A 22,589-nucleotide genomic window follows, 5' to 3' on the forward strand; every position below is an offset into this window, starting at 1 on the left:
ACGCCAGAGTGGATATCTGGAGTCTGTGTATGGCCGAGTGCCCTTTTTCTTCAATGCTCAAACCGGTGTCTGAACCAGCGCTGGCGGACTGTCAGCGCCGGTTGCGACTGGCCATGTCGGCCTGGCAGGAGGGGGTGAGCCTTTCTGTCATGCTGAGCCGGCGTGAGCAGCAGGCACTGGATGCCGCTCCGGACGGCATTTTGCTCGTGGACCGCGACGGAAACATCGTGACGGCCAATGCCGCCATGCAGGCCATTTCAGGCTACGGGCGCGGCGAGCTCGAAGGGCAGGCGCTGGACACGCTGCTGCCGCCCGAGTTTCAGGCCGGGCATGGCCATTACCTGCGCAGCTACTTCGCCCAGCCATCGCGCCGGCCCATGGGGCTGGGTGGCGTGCTGTGGCTGCAGCGCAAGCAGGGCAATGCCGTGCCGGTGGACATTGCTCTTGGCTATTTTGGCGATGACGACAAAGGTCTGGCCATAGCCTTTGTGCGCGATGTGACGGAGTTGCATCAGATGCAGCAACGCCTGAAGTTTCAGGCCACCAAGGACACCCTGACCGGACTCAATAATCGCTGGCAATTCGGCCAGGAGCTGCAGGAGCAACTCAAGCTCGCGCAAGCCGACGGCGAAGCACTGGCCCTGCTGCAACTTGATCTCGACAACTTCAAGGCCATCAATGACGGCTACGGCCATGCAGCAGGCGATCAACTGCTGCGGGAGGTCGCCAGGCGGCTGAAGTCCCAGCTGCGCAGCGAGGGCGTGCTGGCACGCCTGGGTGGCGACGAATTCATGGTGCTGCTGGTGGGTGAGAATGCGGCCCGGGCCCGTTTCTGGAGCGAGCAGATACTGGCGGCGCTCTCCATCCCCTTCAAGCATGACGGGCTGGCGCTGGATTTCGGTGCCAGCGTGGGCATTGCCCTTTATCCCGACGATGCGCAGACCGGTGACGACCTGATGCGCTTTGCCGATATGGCCATGTACAGCGCCAAGGGCCAGGGGCGCGGCCATGCGGTGTTTTTCGAACCCGCCATGGGCAAGGAAATGGCCGAACGCGTGCAACTGGCCGAGCGCTTGCGCATGGCGCTCAGCTATGGTGGTTTGCAACTGCACTACCAGCCTCAGGTCAAGGTCGAGAGCGCCGCTGTGGTGGCTGTGGAGGCCTTGCTGCGCTGGCATGATCCCTTGCTAGGCAATGTCAGTCCGGCGCGCTTTATTCCGGTGGCAGAGGCCTCGGGCCAGATCGTGGCTCTGGGCAACTATGTGCTCGACGCAGCCTGCAAGCAGATCGCTTTGTGGCTCAAGGCCGGTACGCCGTTGCGGGTAGCGGTCAATCTTTCTGCCTATCAACTGCGGCAGGTGAATCTGGTCGAGCAGGTCAGCAGCTGTCTGCAGCGCTATCAGGTCCCGCCGCAATGGCTGGAGCTGGAAGTGACCGAATCCCAGGCCATGATCAATCCCGCTCAGGGGAGCGAAGTGCTGCAGGGGCTGGCTCGGCTGGGAGTGACGATTGCGCTGGATGATTTCGGCACCGGCCATTCGTCATTGGCCTATCTTCAATATCTGCCGCTGCAGCGCGTCAAGCTGGGGCGGGAGTTCCTGTTTCCCTCGCCCTGCCGTGACAGGTTGATGGGCGGCATTGTGCATATGGCCCATGCACTGGATCTGGAGGTGGTGGCCGAAGGTGTCGAAGAACTCGATCAGCTGCAGCTGCTGCGCGACATCGGCTGCGAGTTTTTCCAGGGTTGGCTGCATTCGCGCGCCATGCCCGCCGAGCAGGTGCGGGACTGGCTGGCAGTGGTTTGACGGGATTAGTGTGGCTGCTGCTTCCAGTCAGGCTCGGGAAAATGCTCGTTGGATGCGGTGACGATCAGGTCCAGCTCCGGCTTGCCATCTTCGTTGAAGCGCACTCCGGGGCCCCAACGCGCCTGCTGGCGCTGGCCCGAGAACCAGAACAGCTTGCGCTCCCAGCTGCCGGGCTTGGGCGGCTTGCGGTTGGCCTGAGTCAGATGTTCCTGTATGCGTTGCAGCCCCGCTGCGAGACGCCATGGTGCCAATTGCAGAAGCGCCGCTTGCAGCTCTTGCACCCAAGGCTCTGGTACGGGCGAGAAGCGCTGGAATGACTGACCTTCGGCCAGTCTTCGCACGCGTTCGTGCAGCTCGATGCCATACAGTGCGCAGGCCTCGCTGATCTTGCCCTGCGCCATCAGCCGGCGTGCCTTGCGCTCCAGCGCGGAGTCCTTGGGGGCGTCTGCTGACGACCACAGCCAGCGGGCATCGCTCCATTGATGGCGGCAGTTGTAGAGAAACTCGGACGATAGAAGCAATTGCCAGCCGGGCATTTTTGACTGCATGACCGATCGAACCATCAGGCAGGGCTGGCGCTTGCGTGTGGCGGGGCCATAGGCCGCGAGTATGGCGGTGGTGCGCGCCGCAAGTCGTCCGCGATCATCGCGTGGCCAGGATTGAAGCAGGCGCACGGGGTCGATGGCCGCCACATCGGCCTGCAGCTGTTCGAGCGCCGGCCCGGCATCGGCAAGCGTGTCCAGCATGCCGAGGTTCAGATCCTGATCCATCGCAGGTACACAGGCTTCAGTCTCGTCGGTATATGGACTGCGGGCCATGGCCTGGATGGTGACCTGTGCCGGCGCTGCATCAGGCGCTGTGCGCCACTCATGCAGCAGCTGTGCAAAGCGCCCGGGGTTGCAGCTGACTTCATGGTGTATGACTTCACCGGCCGCATCGCGCAGCGTGATCCAGGCATGCAGCCTGTGCTCGGCGCCCAACTGCATGGCCTCCTCATATCTGGTGGCCGAGAAAGCGCCGTTGCCACCGTGGTGCACAAAGAATTCGACATCCATGGAGCCGGCTACTGCGCTGCTGCTGATGCGTGTTCTGGCAGCGTCCTTGTGTTCGGCCTGGCAATCCGGAAGCTGCAGCCATTGCTGCGAAATCTGGGCAATCAAGTCTTGCATGAAGAAGATGAAAAAGCGCCTGAGCTGCGTCAGTCGTCAAAAAGACCCATGTAGCTCAGTCCGTTGTAGAGCTTGTCTGGATCGGTGATCGTCTCGCAGGGGTCGGCATAGACAAACATGGCGTTGGCCGTCTGAATGCCTTGGGCCTCGCAGGCCTGCACGATGAGTGCGAGCGATACGTCGGAGTCCAGCGTGCTTTGTCCCGCGATGGCGGCGACAGGGACCGGCTCGGGCAGCCAGATCACCAGCAGCAGGTCTTCGTCGAACAGAAATTTTCTGCCCAGGTCCTGGCAGAAACCGCAACCCGTGACATCTTCGCTGCTGCCCTCAATGTCTTCGACTTCCAGATCCCAGTAACTGTCTGCATGTTCAAAGTAGCGGGCAAATTCCGGCTCGCCCAGCGGCGTATTGCCTATCCAGAAATGCAGTGCAGAAAAAGGCGCAGGCGGCGGTGTCGGGCCCAGCTCATCGACCCAGTCGAACAGGGTGCCGGGCTTGAGGTGGTGGCGCTTTTCCAGCTCCGGAAACCCGCCGCCGGGTGTGCGATTCAGCGCTTCGTCCACCAGGGCTTTGCGAAATGCCAGCGAATAAGTCTTGCTGGATTTGTTTTCAGACTTCATTGGACGGGTCCGTAGTGCATGACCACCAGCTTGTTCAAAGGCTCCGGGTAGTCCCAGAAGGCTTCTTCCAGTTCCTGCAACTGCTCATGCTCGGCGTCCGTCAGCAGTGCAGGCAGATCGGAGAAGTCCACATTTTCTGACGTCTCCTCGAAGCGCTTGAGTACCGCAAACATGTCTTGCAGACATTGATGCGTGAGGGGAGCGCCTATGGCCTGCAGAGCCTGCAGGGTGAGCTGATGGTTCTCCACTCCCCAGTTGCCCAGAAACTGCAGAAAGCCGCCGTTGTTGATATCGGCTTCCATGCGCCACAGAGCCACCAGTTCACGCTGGACCGGAGATATCCGGGTGATGTCCCATTGGGCGGCGAGCAGCGCGCCCATAGCCTGGTTGTAGAGACTGTCCTGATCCAGGTCCCAGACGCTGACCATGCCTTCGGGAGATGGCTGCCACAGCGCCGGCCAGTTCAGACCGTGATCCTCGTCGCTCAGCACCCATGCCAGGCGTTGCTCGGGTGTGGCTTTTTCGAGGCGGATATGTCGTTTGATGGGCTCGGCCAGTTCACGTCCATCTGCTAGTGCCAGCCAGATGGTCTGCTCGTCGATGCGAACGCCTGTGATGCGGTTGCTCTGTGGGTCCATGGTTCAGCTTTGTGCGGCGGTCTGATCCATCACCGTCTCGGCGGCCCGGTGCATCTTGGCTAGCTCGCGCGCGGGAATGGGGTGCTCGCCGTTGGCCATGCGTGTCAGCAGCGAGTGCAGCATCTCGGTGGACAGGCCGTGCAGCACCAGGCGGTAGGCCGCATACAGGGTGGACAGCGGCACCATGGGATGCTTGTTGTTGAGCAGCACCAGATGCTCTGGCGAGGCCAGGATCTTGGCGCAGTAAATGGCAACGGTTTCGTCGAGCTGCAGCGAGTTGCTGGCGCGCCAGAAGTCGTTGTCGGTCAGCAGCAGCTGGTAGATGGGCGTGTACAGCTCGATGGCGCTTTGCAGGTCGATGACGTTGAAGCGTCCGCGCGGCATGTCTTCGAGCCTGAGATCGGGCTCGCGGATCATGGAAAAATCGGGCTCGGCCACGGGTACCAGTTCCTGCCCGTTCTCACGCAGTGCCTTGTTCAGGCGAATCACGAAGTTGAAGAGGTTGAGGTCGTGCTTGAGAAACAGCTCGTCCTTCACATCGTCGATTTCCATGGGCATCAAGGGCGCGGTGCTGACCTTGGTCGGGGCATTGGCGGCGACGAAGGCCAGTACCTGGGAGCCCAGATGAAAGTGGCGCATGATGAGCCAGTTGGCCTCTGGCGAGAGAAACTTCTTCATGCCGAAGGCCAGCAGGCGGTGCAGCAGCATGGAGTGCGACCAGCGCTTGGGCAGAAAGATCTTCAGCGCCTGAATGACGATCATGGACAGCCGCGCCAGCGGCCGCATGGCCGGCAGAAAGAACTGGCGCGAGCTGCTGCTGCAGTCGCGCAGCCAGGCGGCTTTGACGTCATCGGGCAAAGGTGTGCTCTGGTCGAGGTAGAGCGCCAGCCAGGGGCTGGGGTCGCGCTCGTCCCAGACATGGTCGTTGAACTCGTTCTTCATGAATCCTCCCGGTGCTTTTTGCTGCTTCTAGTTATCGCTCGGCCAGCACATGTTGGAACTGCATCAGGTACATGGCGGCCGTGTTGCGTGCGGTCTGCAGTATGGCCTGCTGGGCCGTGCCTTCACTGTCCAGCTCCAGCGCCATCTGCACGGCCAGCAGCCAGCGCTCCAGGTGGTTCTCGTCGTTGGCACCGTGGTATTCGAGAAAGCGGAAGGCATCGGGCGGCAGCGGCAGGCTCTGGCGTAGCAGGGGCAGCAGGCTCGGAACGATGCGCTGGCCCGTGCCTTCGATGATGTAGATGGCGCCCAGCAGGCCGATCGGGTTGGGCGTGGCAGCCAGGCTGTGCAGATAGGCATTGAGCGCTTCGCCGCCGGGGTTGCGGCGCAGGCGGTTGATGTCGGTCTCGGTGCCGCCGGCCTTCAGATAGTCGCTGTGCAGAATCTTGAAGTCGTTCTGCTCCTCACCTGCATGCAGGTCGATCAGCGAGGCCAGCGTGGCGTAGTCACCGGTCAGCGAGGCCGCGCCTTCGCGCATCCACAGACTGCCTTCGCGCACCTGGGGAATCCAGTGGCTCATCCAGCGCAGATAGTCGGTGATCTGCAACTGGCGTGTGCGCATGCGCTGGAGCAGGGGCGTGCGCCAGACATTGCTGCGGTAGTCCTGCCAGATGCTGGCGAGCTCGGTTAGCAGTGGCGCCAGCTGCGATGGCGCAGCGGCCGGGTCATGGGGGGCGGCGATGGTGGATACATCGGGAAGAGCATCATCCGGCAGCGCCGCTGACTGTGCAGATTTCCAAGGGAAACTGGCCTCTGGAGCTTGCTCGGTAATCGCATCCAGCTCTACTTCCCATAGCATGTAGCCTGCGGTGAAGCGGCCCGACTCGGGGATGAAGCAGAGTACGGTGTCGCCTGCTTTCAGGCTCTGGCCCTGCTTTTGCAGAAACTCCGACAGCATGATGAAGATGGAGGCTGCACCCGTGTTGCCGCGCCAGGCCAGATTGCTCCACCAGCGCTCGCGTGGAATGCTGAGCTGGGCCTTGCCCAGCAGCTCGTCGACCACGGGAATGAAGCGCTCCGACGAATAGTGGCAGAGAAAGTGGTCTATGCCGCGCTCGGGCACCCAGCCCTGGTGGGCCAGGGCTGCATATTCGTGAATGCAGACATCGAACAGATGTGGCAGCAGGCGAATGTCCTGGCGCAGTGCCAGAGCGCCTGCGGCCTCGGCATCGCTCCAGGCAGGGAAGTCCAGATGGCTTTTGCCGCGATCGGCCGTCATGCCAAGCTGCATGCACACGGGGTAGTCGCCGGCAAAGCTGCGCTGGTGCGTCCACTTGAGCTTGAGGCGCAGTCCGTTGGCCTGGGGCAGGGCCTTGGGGCCGCCCAGCAACACGGCGCCCGCGCCGTCGGACAGCATCCAGCGCAGAAAGTGGGCGTCGAAATCGGTGTCATAGCCCTGGGCTGCAAAGCGCGAGCGCTTGAAAAGGCGCGAGGGCATTTCGCTGGCCACCGACAGGGCCAGTGCATGGGCGCCGCTCTCCACAGCCATGGCTGCGGCTTGCATGGCCCCCACACTGGCGGCGCAGACCCCATGCACAGAAAGCGTTTCCATGGGCGGGGCGGCCATTTCGCCCTGAATCATGCTGGCAAAGCCGGGCATCAGCGCATCGCCCCCCGAGGAGCCACTGGACAGAAAGCCGACATCGCCGAGCTTTTTGCCGGCCAGGGCCAGGGTCTCCTCGATGGCGCCGGCAGCCATGCGGGCGTTGCTGAACACCGTCTGGCCTTCGCCATCAATGGCGTAGTGGCGGGTCTGGATGCCGTTTTCGGCCAGGATGCGGCGCTTGATGCGCTCGGAGATGCGGTTCAGCGGTGCTACAAACGCATCCATGCCAGCGTTGTCCACCGGGGCACCAGGCAGAAACATGCCGGCAGATTGCAGATAGACCTTGGAATAGGCAACAGGCATAGATCCTCAACAGGTTTTTACTTCACAGCGTCGGGCGGCATCTGCGGCTGGGTTCTTGCCGCGGGCCAGACCAGACCCAATACAAACACGCGTCCCATATAAGGCAGCAGGCCACCTTCGTTCAATGCAGGTGTGACCCGTTGGCGGTAAATGTGCTCATGCAGCCCGCTCAGTTCGGACCAGTGGGCATGCGGGCATTCATGGTGCGCGGTGTGCAGGCCAATATTAAAAAGCAGGGGGTTGACCAGGCCTTCAAAGTTGCGCGCGTAGTTCAGCTCGATACCTGGAGTATTGCGCTGCGCTCTGGTCATCGGCCTTCCATCGGCGTGGGCATGCTGCAGATAGTTGGTAGCCAGCAGCCAGTGCAGGCCGTGCAACTGGGGAAGAATGATGAAGATCAACGCCTTTTGCCAGTCCAGCCAGAGAAAGAAGCTCCAGCTTCCCAGCCACAGCGTGTATTGCCCCATGCAGTAGCGAAAGGCGCCAGGCCAGTGACGGTGCAGATTGTTCAGCCAGCGAAAGAACAGCGGATACAGCACGAAAGCCGCCTGCACCGGGTGCATCAGATAGCCCCACAGATGATTGGTATCGCCGCCCCATTCTGGCCGGTAGGTGCGTGCCAGATCGCGCGGTCCATGGCGAAATCGATGGTGATTGGCCACATGGGCGGGCCAGAACACAAAGGTGGGGTGGCCTTGAAGCAGGGTCAGCCAGTAATCGGTGAAGCGGTTGGTCCAGCGCCCCCACCACATGCGCACATGGGTGTGGTTGTGATGAATCACGCCTACTCCCAATGTCAGAAACAGCTCGATGCTGTAGAGAATGAAGCTGAAGCCATGCCTCCACTGCCACCACACGAGCAGCGGCAGCAGAATCATGTAGAAGACGGATTGCCAGTCCCGCCAGTGGCGCAGGACTGGATACCGGCGCTGGCCTGGGTGCCTGCTCATTCAGTGACTGGAGCTTTTGGGGGTGTTGTCTGCGACCCGCGTGCGCATGATCTGGTCCATGAAGGCCAGCGCAAAGCCATAGTTGCCTGCCGGGCGCGCGTGGTGCAGATGGTGACGGCGGCTGGCGGCCAGTGGATGGGTATCTGAGACTGAGGGGAAAAAATCGTAGTTGGAGTGGCCGATCAGATTCAGGATCAGACTCAGCACCGGCACCGAGGCCAGCGACCAGAAGTAGAAGTCATGCACCAGCATGGGCAGCAAGATGATGTTGCCCAGCATCAGCGCCTCGATGGGGTGAAAGCTGTAGGTGGACCAGGGCGTGGTCACCACGGAGCGATGATGGTCGCCGTGATAGCGCACCAGGCGGCGCGTGTGCAGTAGGCGGTGGTTGATCCAGAAGTGCACATCGTTCCAGATCAGCAGCGCAAAGATCTCCACAACGATGCGTCCAGCACTGGCTGTGGGCGAGAGCTGGGCCCAGCCCAGTTGCAGAAAGCCCCAGGGGACGATCATGCCTATGCCGAAGATCAGTATGGAATGAAAGGACTGGCGCCATTCACGTTGCAACTGGTCGGGCTTGAGCGGACGTATATCCAGTGGCCTACCAATACCGGCACGGGCAAGAGATGCCGTCAGAGCGCCCATGAGCAGGCCGCCCAGAAGATAAATAAGCCCGAAAAAAACCAGGCCCAATGCCATGACTTGCCAGGCATTGAGCTGCGTGAACCAGGTACCAGCGTCCATGAAGGCTCCAAAAGCGGTGGCGCTGCCCCAGATACAACAATGCGCCCGACGGCATAGCGTAAACCCATGCCTGTCGGGCGCATGATAAAGGACGCCGCAGTAGCTCTCGTTGATACCCGCAGTCGCTTCAGCGTGTGGGATGGAGGAAAACTGGCGCACGTCATCTGGTGACAGCGAGCAAGCGCCGCCGCGCAGCGAGGCTGTCGTCCCCCCTCGGGGGAAGCCGCAAGGCGGCTCAGGGGGCGTGTTTACTGCGCCGTGATGCCCTGCTCGCGAATGATGGTGCCCAGTGCCTTCACATCCTGCTGGATGCGGTTGCTCAGGCCTTCGGGCGAGCTGCCCACGGCTTGCCAGCCTTGCATGGACAGCTTCTGGCGCATCTCGGGCGTACGCACGATCTCGCTGACGGCAGCCGCCAGTTTGTCCACATGGGCCTTGGGCATGGACCTGGGCGCAGCCACGGCGTTCCAGATTTCCAGATCAAAGTTGTTGACGCCGAGCTCTTTGAGGCTGGGAAGGCCGGGAGCCAGCGGGCTGCGTGCTGCAGAGGTTACGCCAATGCCGTGCAGCTTGCCGGCCTGAATCTGTGCCATGGCCAGTGCCGGAGGGAGCATGGACAGCTTCAAATCGCCGCCCTGAATGCCGTTGAACACTTGAGGATAGCCGGTATAGGGCACGTGCACGGCCTTGATGGCCGAGCGGCTCTTGAGCAGTTCCATGCCCAGATGGCCCACGGTACCGACACCGGGCGAGCCATAGCTCCATTTGTCGCCAGCCTTGGCGGCCGCTTCCATAAAGGCCTTGCCTTGTGGGGCCGACGCAGGGGCCACCAGTACCAGCGGAGCCACGCCGATCAGGCTCACGGGCTGCAGGTCCTTGATGGGGTCATAGCGCACGGCAGGGTTGAGCATCTTGGCAATGGTCATATTGCCGTTGATCATCACGCTGAAGGTGTAGCCATCAGCCTTGGCGACATATTCGCCGGCGATATTGCCGCCGGCTCCCACGCGGTTTTCCACGATGATGGTCTGACCCAGCTTCTTCTCCAATGGCTCGGCCAACGCGCGGGCCGTCAGATCGGGCGAGGAGCCTGCGGGGAAGCCCACGATCAGATGAAGGGGCTTGTCGGGCCAGTTGTCGGCTGCCAGGACGGCCGGAGCCATTGCTGTCGCCACCATGGCGACTCCTGCCGCAACCAGGTTGCGGCGGGACAGGTTCTTCAAGATGTGCGAAGTGCGAATAGGCATGGCAGGTCTCTTTTGAATTCTTGATAGGCGATCGGTGTGCATGAGAACATGCATCAATGCCGAAAAATAAAAAACCCGGAAATTATCCGGGTTTGAGGTTCAGCATTTCAGCCTTTTAAAGGCTTGGAGCGCAAGTTGGCGTTTACGCAAACTCGGCCAGCGCTTTTTTCATCTTTTTCATGGCAGCTACCTCAATTTGGCGAATGCGCTCGGCGCTCACACCGTATTCGGCAGCCAGCTCATGCAGCGTCATGCCGCCAGAGCCGTCGTCATTGACCTTGAGCCAGCGCTCTTCAACGATGCGGCGGCTGCGGTCATCCAGTCCCTCCAGGGCCATGACCAGACCATCGGTCGCCAGATGATCGCGCTGACGCGATTCAAGCATGGCGGTAGGCTCGTGGCTGGCATCAGCCAGGTAGGCGATGGGGCCGAAGGCCTGCTCTCCGTCGTCGCTGGGAGAAGGATCCAGCAGCACATCGCCGCCGGCCAGACGGGTTTCCATCTCGATGACTTCCTCGCGCTTGACGTTGAGCTTGGCAGCAACCGCGTCAATTTCGTTCGAGGTCAGCGTCTCGCGCAGGGCCAGCTCTTCGTCCGCCATGGCAGCATCGGACTTCAGGTCATGCTTCATCGAGCGCAGATTGAAGAACAGCTTGCGTTGGGCCTTGGTCGTGGCGACCTTGACCATGCGCCAGTTCTTCAGAATGTACTCGTGGATTTCCGCCTTGATCCAGTGCATGGCGTAGCTGACCAGACGCACGCCCTGATCGGGGTCGAATCGTTTGACAGCCTTCATCAGGCCCACATTGCCTTCCTGAATCAGGTCGCCGTGAGGCAGACCATAGCCCAGGTACTGGCGCGAGATGGAGACGACCAGACGCAGGTGGGACATCACCAGACGCCCGGCGGCGTCCAGATCATTGTGTTCTTTGAGCTTGCGAGCGTAGTCCTGCTCTTCCTCAAGGGTGAGCATTGGCATACGATTGACCGCCGAGATATAGGCATCCAGGTTGCCCAGCGGAGGTACCAGCGCCCAGGGGTTCGCGGGCGCCAAGGCAGTAGCAATGGAGCCGGAGGCAGTTTTCATTGCAGGTTTCCTTTCTTCCATGATCTTCATATTAGCACTCCGTTAGAGAGAGTGCTAAAGACAAAGTTCCCACAGCTTTTGTTGGTTTTTGACGGTTCAGGCGGCTCGTGTCGATTCGTGGAGAATTTTTTACATTCCCTTCGACCTCTCTCTTTTGCGGAATCTGCAGCAGTGCTCTAGCTTGAATGAGAGGCCAGGTTGTGCAGGCTCGCTCTGATTAACGCCTCCAATGCCTTGGCCGCCGAGCTTCGAGGTGCGTGGCGGCGCATCACCATGCCCAAGGGGCGTTGAATTCCAGGGGGCGACAAAGGAATCTGCACAAGGCGGCCAGCTTGCAACAGCGATACGGCTGTTTCAGGCAGTGCGCTGATGCCCAGACCGGCACTGACCAGGGCTCCGATGGTTGCAATATGGTCAACTTCAAAGACAGGAGCGAAATAAAGCCCTTTTGAGTGCAGATCCGCATCAATGTACTGCCGGACGCTGGCAGAACTGGGCATGGAGACATGCGGATAGTCCAAGGTGTTCTCGATCGCGACGGGACCTGCCTGCTTGGATAGAGGGTGGTCATCGGGACAGATGAGAAAGAACTGGTCCTCCATCAATTGCTCATAGGCGAGGTCTTCTTGCTTGGGATCTGCTGCAGTGAGTGCAAAGTCGACCTTGCCATCACGAACGAGATCAAACGCAGGGCCAGATAAGGTATCAAGCAAGGACAAGCGTACCCCGGGATGAATCCGCGTGAATTCGGCAAAGACCTTTGGCAGCAGCGAGGCGGCCAAAGAGGGGAGTGCGGCAACCGTCACCGATCCCGTTCTGAGCTGGACGGTGTCCGTCACGGCCCGTAGAGCTCGCTGCGTATCTCGCAAGATCTCCTGGGCATGGGCAATAAAAACATGCCCCGCATCGGTCAGCTCGACAGCGCGAGTGGTGCGCTCAAACAGTCTTGCTCCGATCTGGGCTTCTACACGCGCAATCAGGGCCGACAGCGCAGATTGGGAGAGGTGAACCAGGAGGGCGGCTTGACCAAAGCTCTTGGTCTGGCTCAGGGCTACTACCGCTCTCAGGTCTTTGGTTGATAGGTTGGCTTCCACCACCAGAGTATAGGTAGCGGAGCTGCAGCGTCCTGGAGCTCCGTTATCTTCGCTTATTCAGCCTTGATGTCGCTGTCTTTGATCAATCGGGCCCACTTGGCGTATTCGGCGTTGATGATCTTGGCCGACTCGTCCGGCGTGCTGTAGGTAGCAATAGTGCCCTGGGCGAGCATGGAGTCCTTGACATCCTGCTTGGACAGAATCACTTTCAGCGCTGAATTGATCTTCTGAATGACTGCACCTGGAGTTCCTGCAGGAGCCGAAAGTGCAAACATGGAGCTGACCTGCATGTCTGGAAATCCAGCTTCCACGACAGTAGCGATGTCTGGAATCGAGGCAACGCGTTCTTTGGTCGTGGTGGCCAGGGCCCGGAGCTTGCCTGCCTTGATCTGGCTTTGTGCGGCAGGAACGGTGTCAATCATGGCATTGACCTGACCGCCGAGCAGATCGGAAAGAGCGGGTCCGCTGCCTTTGTAGGGCACATGAACGACTTCAACCTGTGTCTGACGCTTGAACATCTCGATCGAGAGATGCTGAGGCGAGCCATTGCCTGCGGATGCAAACGTGACGCTGCCGGGGCTGGCCTTGGCAAGCGCTACCAGTTCCTTGACGGACTTCGCCTGAACATTGGGGTTGACCACAAATACCAGTGGAACGGTACCTACGACCGAGATGTGAGAGAAGCTCTTATGGATGTCAAAAGGAGCCGCAGCAGGCGTCAGCGCTGCATTGATGGTGTGGCTTGTGAATGCACCCATCAGCAAGGTGTAGCCATCGGCAGGTGATTTGGCGACTTGACCTGCACCAAGGCTACCGCCAGCTCCGGCGCGATTGTCGACGACGAACTGCTGCCCGAGTGCGTCTGAAAGCTGCTTGGCAAGAACGCGGCCAATGACATCGGTCGCTCCACCCGGCGCATAGGGAACTACCAGCCTCACGGGTTTGGTGGGGTAGTCAGTTTGCGCACAGGCTGCTCCCGATGCACCAGATGCGACGAGGGCGGTTGCAACCAGGTTAATGAGCTTGCGGCGGCGCATGCCCGGATTAACGAGTTCTGTGGGTTTCATGAAGTCTCCTTTAGGGTTTTCAGGTATGCGCTTTCTTGTTTGAGCGCTCGATTTTTCTTTTAATCAATAATATTATTAATAATCAATGCATCAACAATGGTTAACCCTCCCATGACGAACAAGCCAGGCCAGCAAGCCACGATTCATCCGGAAGCCGCTTCGAGCGGCATTTCCAAAGGACTCACCAACTACGGTGATCGCGGTTTCTCTCTCTTTTTGCGCAAGGCCTTTATCAAGGGAGCGGGCTATACCGACAAGGCGCTGGACAGGCCTGTGATCGGTATCTCGAACACAGGCAGCTCCTACAACCCTTGTCACGGAAACATGCCGCAATTGATTGAGGCAGTGAAGCGCGGCATCCTGATGGCAGGTGGTCTGCCCATGGACTTCCCGACCATCTCGCTGCACGAGAGCTTTTCCCAGCCGACCAGCATGTATCTGCGCAACCTCATGTCCATGGACACGGAGGAGATGCTGCGAGCGCAACCCATGGATGCGGTCGTGTTGATCGGGGGGGTGTGACAAGACGGTGCCGGCTCAGCTGATGGGAGCTGCTTCGGTCGGACTGCCGGCAGTGCAACTGGTTACCGGCTCCATGCTCACGGGATCGCATCGAAGCGAAAGAGTGGGTGCGTGCACCGATTGCCGGCGCTACTGGGGAAAATTTCGTGCCGAAGAAATTGATGCTGAGGAAATTTCCGACGTCAACAATCAGCTCGTCGCCAGCGTGGGTACCTGCTCGGTGGCGGGCACTGCCAGCACGATGGCCTGCATTGCAGAGGCTCTGGGGATTGGCATTCCTGGCAGTGCAACTCCTCCAGCGGTTACTGCCGACCGCATTCGAATTGCGGAGCGATCCGGTGAGGTGGCCGTGTACATGGCGCGTGTTGGACTGAGCATTGACAAGATTCTCACGCCTGCTGCCTTCGAAAATGCCATGCGGGTGTTGTTGGCCATGGGAGGCTCGACCAATGCCATCGTGCATCTGGCCGCGATTGCGGGTCGCCTGGGCTACGAGCTGGATCTCAAGGCTTTGGACGCCATGAGCCGCAATACTCCCGTGTTGCTCGATCTCAAGCCTTCCGGCGACCACTACATGGAGGACTTTCATGCAGCCGGCGGCATGCATACCCTGCTTCGAGAGCTCAAGCCCCTGCTGCACCTGGATGCTCTGACCGTGACGGGGCGCACCCTGGGCGAGGAGCTGGAGGCGGCCGGCCCAGGCTTCAAGCAGCATGTGGTCAAGACTTTGGATGCCCCCTTGTATCCACAGGGAGGCATTGCTGTGCTGCACGGCAATCTTGCCCCGGCAGGCGCCATCATCAAGCAGTCCGCAGCGAACCCCGAGCTGATGGAGCATGAGGGCCGTGCCGTTGTTTTCGAGAATGCAGAGGATCTGGCCGCTCGTATCGACTCGCCCGAGCTTGATGTTCAGGCCGAGGATGTGCTGGTGCTCAAGAATATCGGTCCCAAAGCAGCGGCGATGCCGGAAGCGGGTTACCTGCCCATTCCCAAGAAACTCGCCGCCCAAGGCGTGAAAGACATGGTGCGTGTTTCCGATGGCCGTATGAGCGGTACCGCTTTCGGCACCATCGTCCTGCATGTGACGCCAGAGGCGGCGATTGGCGGACCATTGGCCTGGGTGCAAACCGGGGACAGAATTCGCCTGTCGGTGCGCGAGCGCAGTATTAAATGGCTGGTCAGCGATGAAGAGCTGGCTATGCGTCAGAATGCCAAGCCTGTTCAAGTTCCTGTGGCAGAGCGTGGTTACGCGCATCTGTTCAAGAAAACTGTTTTGCAGGCCGATCGTGGCGCAGACTTTGATTTCTTGACCGCGACGCAGCGCAAGGGTTCGATTCCAAGGAGTTAAGTTCATATGCCGACGGGCGCTTTTGCCAAGGAGCGCCGTCCATCCGAGGACGGTGCATCCGTGATTGCCGCGACATTGGAGGAAGACATTGTTCTGGGCCTCTTGGCTCCCAGAGTGCGTCTTGTCGAAGATGATCTGATGGAAAGGTTCGCAGCCAAACGCCATGTGGTGCGAGACGCATTGGCTCAGCTGGAAAGTGCTGGCCTGCTTGAGCGCAGGCGCAACATTGGCTCCATGGTGAAGGCTTTCAGCAGGGAGGAAGTCATTCATCTCTATGAAATGAGAGAGCTGCTTGAGCTGGAGGCGATGCGCAGAATTGCGCTGCCTCTGGACCATGATGCCCTGGAGCAGCTCAGGCGCATTCAGGCCGGGCACGACGCAGCTATCCAGCAACAGGACCCGCGCGGCATTTTTCGAACCAACCAGGAGTTTCATCGGCTTTTGTTTGCTCAATGCGGCAATGTTTTTCTGTCGCAGTCCATCGAAGACTTCGCGCGCCAAACGCATGCGATTCGATTTGGAACGCTGATGTCCAGAGAGCGTCAGCTGCAATCCCAAAAGGAGCATCACGAGCTGCTGGCGGTGCTGGCGCAGGGGGAGGGGTCGAGGGAGCGCCTGATCTGCCTGACGGCAGAGCATCTTGTGCCTCCAAGAGATCACTACTTGAAGACACAAGAGGCGCTACTGCCTTGAAGTGCTGATCAGTTCAGGAACATGCCTCGAATATCGTGAGCCGTGGCCAGAGGACGGCCCAGCGCTGCGGCCCCCTCGCAAACCTGGGCGACCAAGGCTGCATTGCTTGCTGCCGGCTCGCCGCTCTTCAGGAACAGGTTGTTCTCGAAGCCGACGCGCGCATGGCCTCCGAGACTTGCAGCAGCCATCGCGCATGCATTTTCCTGAGGGCCGAAGGCACACATCGCCCATGGATGGGCATCGTCGTGGGCATTCAGGAACGGCAGCAGATCGATGGGCGAAGAGGTCTGACCGGCGGAGTAGCGGCCCAGTACAAAAAGCAGAAACCATTTGTTTGCCGGGATGACGCCGCTTGCAAGCAGGCGCTGCCAGGCCTGCACGTCCTCCACGTCATACAGGATGACCTGGGTCATCACATTGCTCTGCTTGAGCCATGTGAAGAAGGACCGGATATCCGCTTCGGGAACTTCAGGTTTGAGTATTTCGCGCAAGCCGACAGAGATCGCTTCCGGAGCCGTTTCGCGGGCGACCCGCATCTGCTCGTATGGCTGGTAGACCTGTGCCGCTTCAGTGGTGACCTGAACCACCAGTTCCCGGCCCACTGCTTTGCGCACTGCAGCAGTGGCTTCAATGTAGGCGCGGGCATCGAGTAAATGCTTGCCGTCAGGCTTGCGTACATGCATATGAATCATGGACGCCCCGGAGTCCAGGCATTCCTTGGCGGTCTGTGCCAGATCGGCGGCAGTCAGAGGAACCTCGGGGTGTTGCTCCCTGGTCTTGTAGGCTCCGTTGGGGGCAACGGTGATGATCAGAGGTGTATTCATCATGCGTTCCTCTTATTGCTCGGCAGCGTCGCCCACGGAAGGCAATTCGCTCTTGAGAATTTCGAGACCTGCCAGCAGCGTCTTCTGGTAGCGCTGTTTCTCTTGCGCGATGCTCTCCGGGGTCCACTTGAAAAATCCTTCACCGGACTTCATGCCGAACTTGCCTTCAGCCACTCTTCGCGAAAGGCATGGGCTTGGTTCCTTGTTGTCCGCCAGCGATGGATACATAGTCGCTCCAGCGGCGCAGTGGACTTCCAGACCTGCATGGTCGCGCTGAAGCACGGGGCCCGCTGCAAGAAAGCGAAAGCCGAAGCCAAAGCGCACGGCTGCATCCACATCCTCGGCCGATGCAATGCCCGCTTCAATCAGTGCAAAAGCCTCGCGAGCCAGCGCGTGCTGAAGGCGGTTCGCCAAAAAGCCTGGCAAATCTTTCTTGACCAGCACCGGCACCATGCCGCACTGGCGCATGAAGGCATGAAGGTTCTCTGCGCATTCCATGCGGGATGCCTCGCCGCACACCACTTCGACAAGAGGCGTCAGGTGCGCAGGCATGAAGAAATGCAGACCCAGCATGCGTTCCTGCGTTGCCAGGCCTTGTGCAATGGCTGTAATGGGGAAGCTAGAGCTATTGCTGGCCAGCAATGCATTCTTGCGGGCGCGCTGCTCGAGTTGCTTGAAAAGCGCTTGCTTGATGTCCAAGCGCTCCGGGATGCATTCGATCACAAGATCCACAGAGCTCCAGTCGAGGTCGTCCAATGACGAGACGACGGACAGGTGGGCAAGCTGCTGCGCCGCATCCAGTTGGGTCAAGCCGTGATGGACCAGCCCAGGGACTTTGGCAGCCCGGTCGGGATTGGACTCGACAACAGTCGTTTTGCAAGCTCCTCGGCAAAGGACGACCGCGACATCGGCTCCCATAGTCCCGCCGCCAATCACAACAGCATGTGAACGCGAGGGGCGGAAAAAGTGCCCAGGCGCACTGAAAATTTTTTGCTCCAACAGATGTCTCCAAGTTCTATGAGTCTTGGAGGAAGTCTGGATGGTTTCGATAAATTTGTTAAACAAATTTATTGGGATAAATATCCTGATTTTTAAATATATTGCGATGTGCCTCTTTTATCTGTGAAGAGCCGCCGACACGATTCAGCAAATCGCAGGTGGTGCCAAAGTACGGCAGTCTTTGATCGACTTGGAGCGTGTCATGAATTTGCCACGGCAACGCATTGGGCAGCTATGCCGCACACTGGCACCACTGTGGACGCTACCCTGAGTGCTGCACTGGCATTCACCAGGAATCGAAACAAGGTGCATGGTGAAGAGGTGCACCAGAGCTGGAAAGGCAGCCGGTGGTACTTCGGCATGGATGCTGATTCTGGCCTGGTGCACACAGCAGGTGGCACGGTTGCCAATGTCTGTGAGGTTGTCGAGGCCTGCCGCTTGCTGCCCAGGCAGGAAATCGATGTCCATGACAATGCAGGCAACCAAGTTGCAGATCAGCGAGCAGATTCTTGCCCATCGGCTTGGACCGCCATACAAGTCACCGTGCTGCCCTGCGACCCGAAAAGATCACAAAGCTGCCCAGTGCCAGCAGCCACACGGCGATGGCCGCATAGAGCATTACGCCGCCAAAGCTGTGCACCAATGCCTCGCGGGCAATGTCTGTCAGTGCCTGTGGCGAAGTGACGGCGCCAGCGCCTGCCTGTTGGGCGTACAGGGCTTGCAGGTTGCCAGAGGCAATGCCGTTGGCCATCTCGCGCAGCGCTGCAGCATCGACAGGGTCGCGCAATGCGGTTTGCAGGTGCTGCTGTACGCCATGCACCAGCAGGAAACCCATCAGCGCGATATTGATCGACAGCGTAATCATGCGGGCACTCATGTCGATGCCGGACGCCATGCCGGCGCGTGTGCTGGAGACCGCTGCCGTGGTGGTATTTGTCACCGGGGTGTTGGTGATACCCAGCCCTGCACCGGCAATCATGCAGCCCGGCAGCACGTAAAGCCAGTGGCTGTGGGCGAGCTGGCTGCCAGCGAGCATCAGCATGAATCCAAGGCCGATGGCGAATAACCCCAGCGGAATGGCGATACGCGGGCCATAGCGCATGGCGATGCGTTCTCCAACCACCGGGAACACCAGCGTGGGAAGGGTGTAGGCTAGCAGCGAGACGCCGGCGGCCGTGACATCCTGACCTAACGCACTTTGAAAATAGATGGGCAGGTAGATGATGAACGCCCAGAAGCTGAAGTTCATGCCCATGGAGCCCATCAGTGCACCGGAGAAATTGCGCACCCGAAAGACGGAGAAGTCGAACATGGGATGCTGGGCACGCAGTTCCACCCACACAAAGGTTGCAAAACTCAGCAGACCCACAGCCATGGCGGCCAGCGCAGACATGCTGCCAAAACCGGTATCGGAGCCCTGCGTCACAAAGAAGGCCAGGCCGAACACCGCGAGGGACAGCGTGACGATGCCCGCAAGATCCAGCGCGCCGGCCTTTGGGTCATGCGATTCCTGCACGGCGATGGCGGCCAGAAAGAAGGTCAGCGTGGCAATCAGCACGTGTACCCAGAATACCCAGCGCCAGTCCGATAGGGCGACGATCATGCCGCCAATCAGCGGGCCAAAGCCCAAGCCTATGCCGAGCATAACTCCCCAGGTGCTGAAGGCGCGGCTGCGCTCGGCGCCTTGCGGAAATTGATGCGAGAGGACGGCTACCAGGCAGATCAGCATGGCGCCGCCGCTGGCCCCCTGGAACACGCGGCTGGCAATCAGCATCGGTGTGTTCCATGCCAGGCCGCACAGCAGCGATGAAAACGCAAAGAGGGCTATGGAGATCAGAAAGATCCGCTTGCGGCCAAACCGGTCCGCCAGTGTCCCGGTGGCCATGAGCACCGAGACGCAGGCGATGGTGTAGGCATTCATGATCCACTGAATGTCTTTGAAGTCACTGTGCAGAACGGACTCCAGCGTGGGCAAGATGACAGGCACGCTGGATATTTCAAGGCTGAACATCAGTGCGGCCAGACAGACCGATAGCAGCGCAATGCGATTGCGCCGGGTCGGTGCCGGCTCCAGGCTGCTGGTGTTCAAGAGATCAACATCATTCGAGGACATGGTTGCGCACTCCAGAAAAGGGAAACAGCGTTCTGGCGCAGAACGTTCAACGCGAGTCTATGGGAATAAAATTCTTAAATTTACGCACTTATTTCCCATAATTGGGGATCTGAAGGATCCAATCGACATGACTGTGCAAGACCCTCTGGAAGGAGTCTCCACCTTTGTACAGGTAGTGGAAGCGGGCGGCTTCACTGCTGCTGCCAAGCGGCTTGGCGTGACGCGCTCTGCCGTGGGAAAGGCCGTTGCCAGGCTGGAGGCACGTCTGGGCTCGCGGCTACTGCAGCGCAATACGCGTACCCAGACCCTGACTGCGGAAGGACAGATCTACTACGAGCGCTGCACCCGTGCACTCAAGGAGCTGGATGCAGCCGAGGCGGATCTGGACAGTGGCCGCATGGAGCCCATCGGGCGCCTGCGGGTCAGCGTGCCAGAAGGCTTTGGGCAGCTGTGCGTTGCGCCAATACTGCTGAATCTGACGCGTCTGTATCCGCAGCTGAGCATCGATCTGTCGTTTGGCGACCGTACAGTCGATCTGATCGAGGAGGGGTTTGACCTGGCCATACGCATAGGCCCGCTGCAAGACAGCGGCACTTTGTCTGCGCGCCTGCTGGGCACACAGCACATCAGCATCGGAGCTTCCCCGGCCTATCTGGCACGCCACGGCACGCCCAGCAAACTGGAAGAGCTCGATGGTCATGCGGTCATCAGTTACTCGCACTCGGGTGTTGTCGCTCCGTGGAATGTTTCGCCAGTTGCTGGGCGAGACGGCAGCTCAGACTACCGCCTGCAGGTGCGCACCCAGATCAGCATGGACGATATCCAGGCCATTGCCGCTGCTGCTGTGGCGGGCTATGGCATTGCCTGGGTCCCCTGCTGGCTGCTGAGCAGCTATGCCAAGCGTGGAGAGCTGGTGCATATCCTGCCCGACTATCGGGCACGCTCCTATGAGATCCATGCACTCTGGCCACAGGCACGGCAATTGCGTTGCAAATTGCGGGTGGCCATTGACGCGCTGGTGGCCGAGATTCCGGCTTTGCTGAATCCTGAGGATGCGGTGGCAAAAAATGACAATTCAATCCGCTCTCGGTAAGGGCTGCATTTTCCCACTAGCGGAGCATGACCCGGGCGGATATGTTTGAGTCGCAGAAGGATCACAGTGAGTGAAATGCTTCGAAGTGGTCCTCGCGACGAGACGCGGAATTTCGCTTGATTGATGCCAATATCCGTTTGACAACCAGGCTGTCGCATCCAGCTGCGCTCAATCGGCGGCGGAGTCTGCTGGAGGCAGGGATGGTTGGGCCGCTGCCTGCTCTGCATCCCAAAAAAGCCATTGAGCATGTTGTCCATGCATGGCATTCATCTCAATGGCTTGCTTCCACTTCTTGCTGGCTCACTGGCCGGTCAGCGAGCGAGAAAGTCTTGAACCATATTGTTGAAGACCTCGGCGTGCTCCCACTGTGCCCAATGGCCGCACTGACTGAACACGTGGAATTCCGAGTTGGGAATGCCCCATAGCAGGCGCAGGCCGATGTCCAATGGCACAAAGCGGTCGTCACGGCCCCAGATGATCAAGGTCCTGGCCTTGATTTCATGCAGGCGTGCGCCGTAGTCGCTGAACTGCTTCGGGTTGATCTGGGCGCTCTTGACGAAGTTTTCGAGGTGATCGCGGCGGGCCAGGATATTGGCCAGACGCTGCTGATACAGCTCTTCGGTCAGGCTGCTGCTGTCGTACACAAACACATTCATCATGCGCTTGAGGTTTTCCACGGTGGGGTCACGGTACAGCGCACCGATGAGCTTGATGCCTTCGGCGGGCATGGGCACGAGGGCGCTGGGTCCGCCGGTGCCGCCGCCCATGAGGATGAGCTTGCCCACCATCTCGGGATTGGCCAGCGCAAAGCCCACGGCGCTATGACCGCCCATGGAGTTGCCGATGATGTGAACCTTGGCGATGTTCAGCGCGTCCAGCACGCCTTTGAGGCAGCGTGCGTTCAGATCCGAACGCGAGCCTGTGCTGACAATGGTGTCACTTTTGCTCCAACCGGGGCAGTCCAGCAAAATGACACGGTATCCCGCATCCACCAGCGGTTCGATATTGCGGTGGAAGTTGGCCCAGCCGCTGGCGCCTGGGCCGGAGCCGTGCAGCATGACCACGACTTCGCTGCCGGAGCCGACATCGTTGTAGTGCAGCCTCAGGGGCTGTCCCGCTTCGGTGATCGTGACAAAGCGACTGCTGGAGGCTTCCGTGTGGGGTGCGTTCATAAATGACTCCGTGAAGGCGGCAGCCACGGCTGGCTGACCGCGAGGATGGTGAAAAGATCAGAGGGAGGCGGCTTCGCGTTGCCTCAGCAGGTCCAGCGCTACGTCGACAATCATGTCTTCCTGACCCCCGACCATGCGGCGCTTGCCCAGCTCCACCAGAATGTCCACGGCCTTGAGTCCATACTTGGCCGCCGCAGCTTCGGAGTGACGCAGGAACGAGCTGTAAACGCCTGCGTAACCCAGTGCCAGTGTTTCGCGGTCCACGCGCACCGGACGGTCTTGTAGCGGGCGCACGATGTCGTCGGCGGCATCCATGAGCTTGTAGAGATCGGTGCCGTGGTTCCAGCCCAGACGCTCTGCGGCTGCGATGAACACCTCCAGCGGAGCATTGCCGGCACCCGCGCCCATGCCGGCCAGGCTGGCATCCACGCGGTCGCAGCCTTCTTCCACCGCCACGATGGAGTTGGCCACGCCCAGGCTCAGGTTGTGGTGGGCA

General features: G+C 59.9%; 18 protein-coding genes and 2 pseudogenes. 4 read left to right on the top strand and 16 right to left on the bottom strand.

Annotated features, from left to right (window positions below; all coding sequences use genetic code 11):
• The first annotated feature begins 29 nt into the window (after positions 1-29).
• Positions 30-1,805, top strand: coding sequence for a putative bifunctional diguanylate cyclase/phosphodiesterase (locus tag V8Z78_RS16965; RefSeq protein ID WP_179626806.1), 1,776 nt, complete (start codon positions 30-32; stop codon positions 1,803-1,805).
• A gap of 5 nt (positions 1,806-1,810) precedes the next feature.
• Here V8Z78_RS16965 and V8Z78_RS16970 read toward each other — a convergent pair whose 3' ends face one another.
• From V8Z78_RS16970 to V8Z78_RS17020, 11 genes are all read right to left on the bottom strand, one after another.
• Positions 1,811-2,974: a hypothetical protein gene (locus V8Z78_RS16970; RefSeq protein ID WP_179626805.1), complete on the bottom strand. Its 1,164-nt coding sequence runs from the start codon at positions 2,972-2,974 to the stop codon at positions 1,811-1,813.
• A 29-nt stretch (positions 2,975-3,003) separates the two neighbouring features.
• A complete protein-coding gene (locus V8Z78_RS16975) occupies positions 3,004-3,594 on the bottom strand; it encodes an immunity 22 family protein (protein ID WP_179626804.1) in 591 nt (196 codons plus the stop codon).
• Entirely contained in the window at positions 3,591-4,232 is a 642-nt protein-coding gene (locus V8Z78_RS16980) for a DMP19 family protein (protein ID WP_003071298.1), read from the bottom strand. The genes V8Z78_RS16975 and V8Z78_RS16980 overlap by 4 nt, the downstream gene beginning before the upstream one ends.
• Positions 4,233-4,235: 3 nt before the next feature.
• Complete coding sequence (locus V8Z78_RS16985) at positions 4,236-5,174, bottom strand: DUF6999 family protein (protein WP_003071299.1); 939 nt, start codon at positions 5,172-5,174, stop codon at positions 4,236-4,238.
• Between the two features lie 31 nt (positions 5,175-5,205).
• Positions 5,206-7,140 carry a StlD/DarB family beta-ketosynthase gene (locus V8Z78_RS16990; protein ID WP_003071300.1) on the bottom strand — a complete coding sequence of 645 codons (1,935 nt, stop codon included), beginning with the start codon at positions 7,138-7,140 and terminating at the stop codon, positions 5,206-5,208.
• A gap of 17 nt (positions 7,141-7,157) precedes the next feature.
• Complete coding sequence (locus tag V8Z78_RS16995; protein ID WP_034363578.1) at positions 7,158-8,090, bottom strand: fatty acid desaturase; 933 nt, start codon at positions 8,088-8,090, stop codon at positions 7,158-7,160.
• Positions 8,091-8,834, bottom strand: a complete 744-nt coding sequence (locus V8Z78_RS17000; RefSeq protein ID WP_003071302.1) for a sterol desaturase family protein — start codon at positions 8,832-8,834, stop codon at positions 8,091-8,093. It lies immediately after the preceding gene.
• 248 nt (positions 8,835-9,082) lie between these two features.
• Entirely contained in the window at positions 9,083-10,081 is a 999-nt protein-coding gene (locus V8Z78_RS17005; RefSeq protein WP_003071303.1) for a Bug family tripartite tricarboxylate transporter substrate binding protein, read from the bottom strand.
• Positions 10,082-10,223: 142 nt separating this feature from the next.
• Complete coding sequence (gene rpoH / locus V8Z78_RS17010) at positions 10,224-11,168, bottom strand: RNA polymerase sigma factor RpoH (RefSeq protein ID WP_003071304.1); 945 nt, start codon at positions 11,166-11,168, stop codon at positions 10,224-10,226.
• Between the two features lie 176 nt (positions 11,169-11,344).
• Positions 11,345-12,265 carry a LysR family transcriptional regulator gene (locus tag V8Z78_RS17015; RefSeq protein ID WP_054074875.1) on the bottom strand — a complete coding sequence of 307 codons (921 nt, stop codon included), beginning with the start codon at positions 12,263-12,265 and terminating at the stop codon, positions 11,345-11,347.
• A gap of 50 nt (positions 12,266-12,315) precedes the next feature.
• Positions 12,316-13,329, bottom strand: coding sequence for a tripartite tricarboxylate transporter substrate binding protein (locus tag V8Z78_RS17020; RefSeq protein ID WP_046461849.1), 1,014 nt, complete (start codon positions 13,327-13,329; stop codon positions 12,316-12,318).
• 111 nt (positions 13,330-13,440) lie between these two features.
• Between V8Z78_RS17020 and V8Z78_RS17025 the strand changes: the two are divergent.
• Together V8Z78_RS17025 and V8Z78_RS17030 are read left to right on the top strand one after the other, a co-directional pair.
• A pseudogene (locus V8Z78_RS17025) lies at positions 13,441-15,199 on the top strand (IlvD/Edd family dehydratase).
• A gap of 60 nt (positions 15,200-15,259) precedes the next feature.
• Positions 15,260-15,892: a GntR family transcriptional regulator gene (locus tag V8Z78_RS17030; protein WP_231879738.1), complete on the top strand. Its 633-nt coding sequence runs from the start codon at positions 15,260-15,262 to the stop codon at positions 15,890-15,892.
• Positions 15,893-15,900: 8 nt separating this feature from the next.
• Here V8Z78_RS17030 and V8Z78_RS17035 read toward each other — a convergent pair whose 3' ends face one another.
• The 3 genes from V8Z78_RS17035 to V8Z78_RS17045 form a co-directional block, all read right to left on the bottom strand.
• Positions 15,901-16,716 (bottom strand): beta-keto acid cleavage family enzyme, encoded by an 816-nt coding sequence (locus tag V8Z78_RS17035; protein WP_080944481.1) that lies wholly within the window; start codon positions 16,714-16,716, stop codon positions 15,901-15,903.
• 12 nt (positions 16,717-16,728) lie between these two features.
• Entirely contained in the window at positions 16,729-17,634 is a 906-nt protein-coding gene (locus V8Z78_RS17040) for a 3-hydroxyacyl-CoA dehydrogenase family protein (RefSeq protein ID WP_255443448.1), read from the bottom strand.
• Positions 17,635-18,253: 619 nt separating this feature from the next.
• Positions 18,254-19,828 carry an MFS transporter gene (locus tag V8Z78_RS17045; protein WP_179626802.1) on the bottom strand — a complete coding sequence of 525 codons (1,575 nt, stop codon included), beginning with the start codon at positions 19,826-19,828 and terminating at the stop codon, positions 18,254-18,256.
• 127 nt (positions 19,829-19,955) lie between these two features.
• Here V8Z78_RS17045 and V8Z78_RS17050 point away from each other — a divergent pair, with 127 nt between their 5' ends.
• A complete protein-coding gene (locus V8Z78_RS17050; RefSeq protein WP_179626801.1) occupies positions 19,956-20,921 on the top strand; it encodes a LysR family transcriptional regulator in 966 nt (321 codons plus the stop codon).
• 311 nt (positions 20,922-21,232) lie between these two features.
• Here the strand turns inward: V8Z78_RS17050 and V8Z78_RS17055 are convergent, their stop codons facing one another.
• Both V8Z78_RS17055 and mhpE read right to left on the bottom strand, forming a co-directional pair.
• Positions 21,233-22,093, bottom strand: a complete 861-nt coding sequence (locus tag V8Z78_RS17055) for an alpha/beta fold hydrolase (RefSeq protein ID WP_046461844.1) — start codon at positions 22,091-22,093, stop codon at positions 21,233-21,235.
• Positions 22,094-22,150: 57 nt separating this feature from the next.
• Positions 22,151-22,589, bottom strand: a pseudogene (gene mhpE, locus V8Z78_RS17060) (4-hydroxy-2-oxovalerate aldolase); the annotation flags it as partial.

The organism is Comamonas sp. wu1-DMT, assembly GCF_040187805.1.
Lineage (GTDB): Bacteria > Pseudomonadota > Gammaproteobacteria > Burkholderiales > Burkholderiaceae_C > Comamonas > Comamonas thiooxydans.

Bases quoted from the DNA above. Each gene is read 5' to 3' on its own strand.
- V8Z78_RS17055 (WP_046461844.1), bottom strand. From the start codon at position 22,093: ATGAACGCACCCCACACGGAAGCCTCCAGCAGTCGCTTTGTCACGATC.
- V8Z78_RS17000 (WP_003071302.1), bottom strand. From the start codon at position 8,834: ATGGACGCTGGTACCTGGTTCACGCAGCTCAATGCCTGGCAAGTCATG.
- V8Z78_RS16975 (WP_179626804.1), bottom strand. From the start codon at position 3,594: ATGAAGTCTGAAAACAAATCCAGCAAGACTTATTCGCTGGCATTTCGC.
- V8Z78_RS17020 (WP_046461849.1), bottom strand. From the start codon at position 13,329: ATGAAACCCACAGAACTCGTTAATCCGGGCATGCGCCGCCGCAAGCTC.
- V8Z78_RS16970 (WP_179626805.1), bottom strand. From the start codon at position 2,974: ATGCAAGACTTGATTGCCCAGATTTCGCAGCAATGGCTGCAGCTTCCG.
- V8Z78_RS16985 (WP_003071299.1), bottom strand. From the start codon at position 5,174: ATGAAGAACGAGTTCAACGACCATGTCTGGGACGAGCGCGACCCCAGC.
- V8Z78_RS16980 (WP_003071298.1), bottom strand. From the start codon at position 4,232: ATGGACCCACAGAGCAACCGCATCACAGGCGTTCGCATCGACGAGCAG.
- V8Z78_RS17040 (WP_255443448.1), bottom strand. From the start codon at position 17,634: ATGGGAGCCGATGTCGCGGTCGTCCTTTGCCGAGGAGCTTGCAAAACG.
- V8Z78_RS16965 (WP_179626806.1), top strand. From the start codon at position 30: ATGGCCGAGTGCCCTTTTTCTTCAATGCTCAAACCGGTGTCTGAACCA.
- V8Z78_RS17005 (WP_003071303.1), bottom strand. From the start codon at position 10,081: ATGCCTATTCGCACTTCGCACATCTTGAAGAACCTGTCCCGCCGCAAC.
- V8Z78_RS16990 (WP_003071300.1), bottom strand. From the start codon at position 7,140: ATGCCTGTTGCCTATTCCAAGGTCTATCTGCAATCTGCCGGCATGTTT.
- V8Z78_RS17035 (WP_080944481.1), bottom strand. From the start codon at position 16,716: ATGAATACACCTCTGATCATCACCGTTGCCCCCAACGGAGCCTACAAG.
- V8Z78_RS17050 (WP_179626801.1), top strand. From the start codon at position 19,956: ATGACTGTGCAAGACCCTCTGGAAGGAGTCTCCACCTTTGTACAGGTA.
- rpoH (WP_003071304.1), bottom strand. From the start codon at position 11,168: ATGAAAACTGCCTCCGGCTCCATTGCTACTGCCTTGGCGCCCGCGAAC.
- V8Z78_RS16995 (WP_034363578.1), bottom strand. From the start codon at position 8,090: ATGAGCAGGCACCCAGGCCAGCGCCGGTATCCAGTCCTGCGCCACTGG.
- V8Z78_RS17045 (WP_179626802.1), bottom strand. From the start codon at position 19,828: ATGTCCTCGAATGATGTTGATCTCTTGAACACCAGCAGCCTGGAGCCG.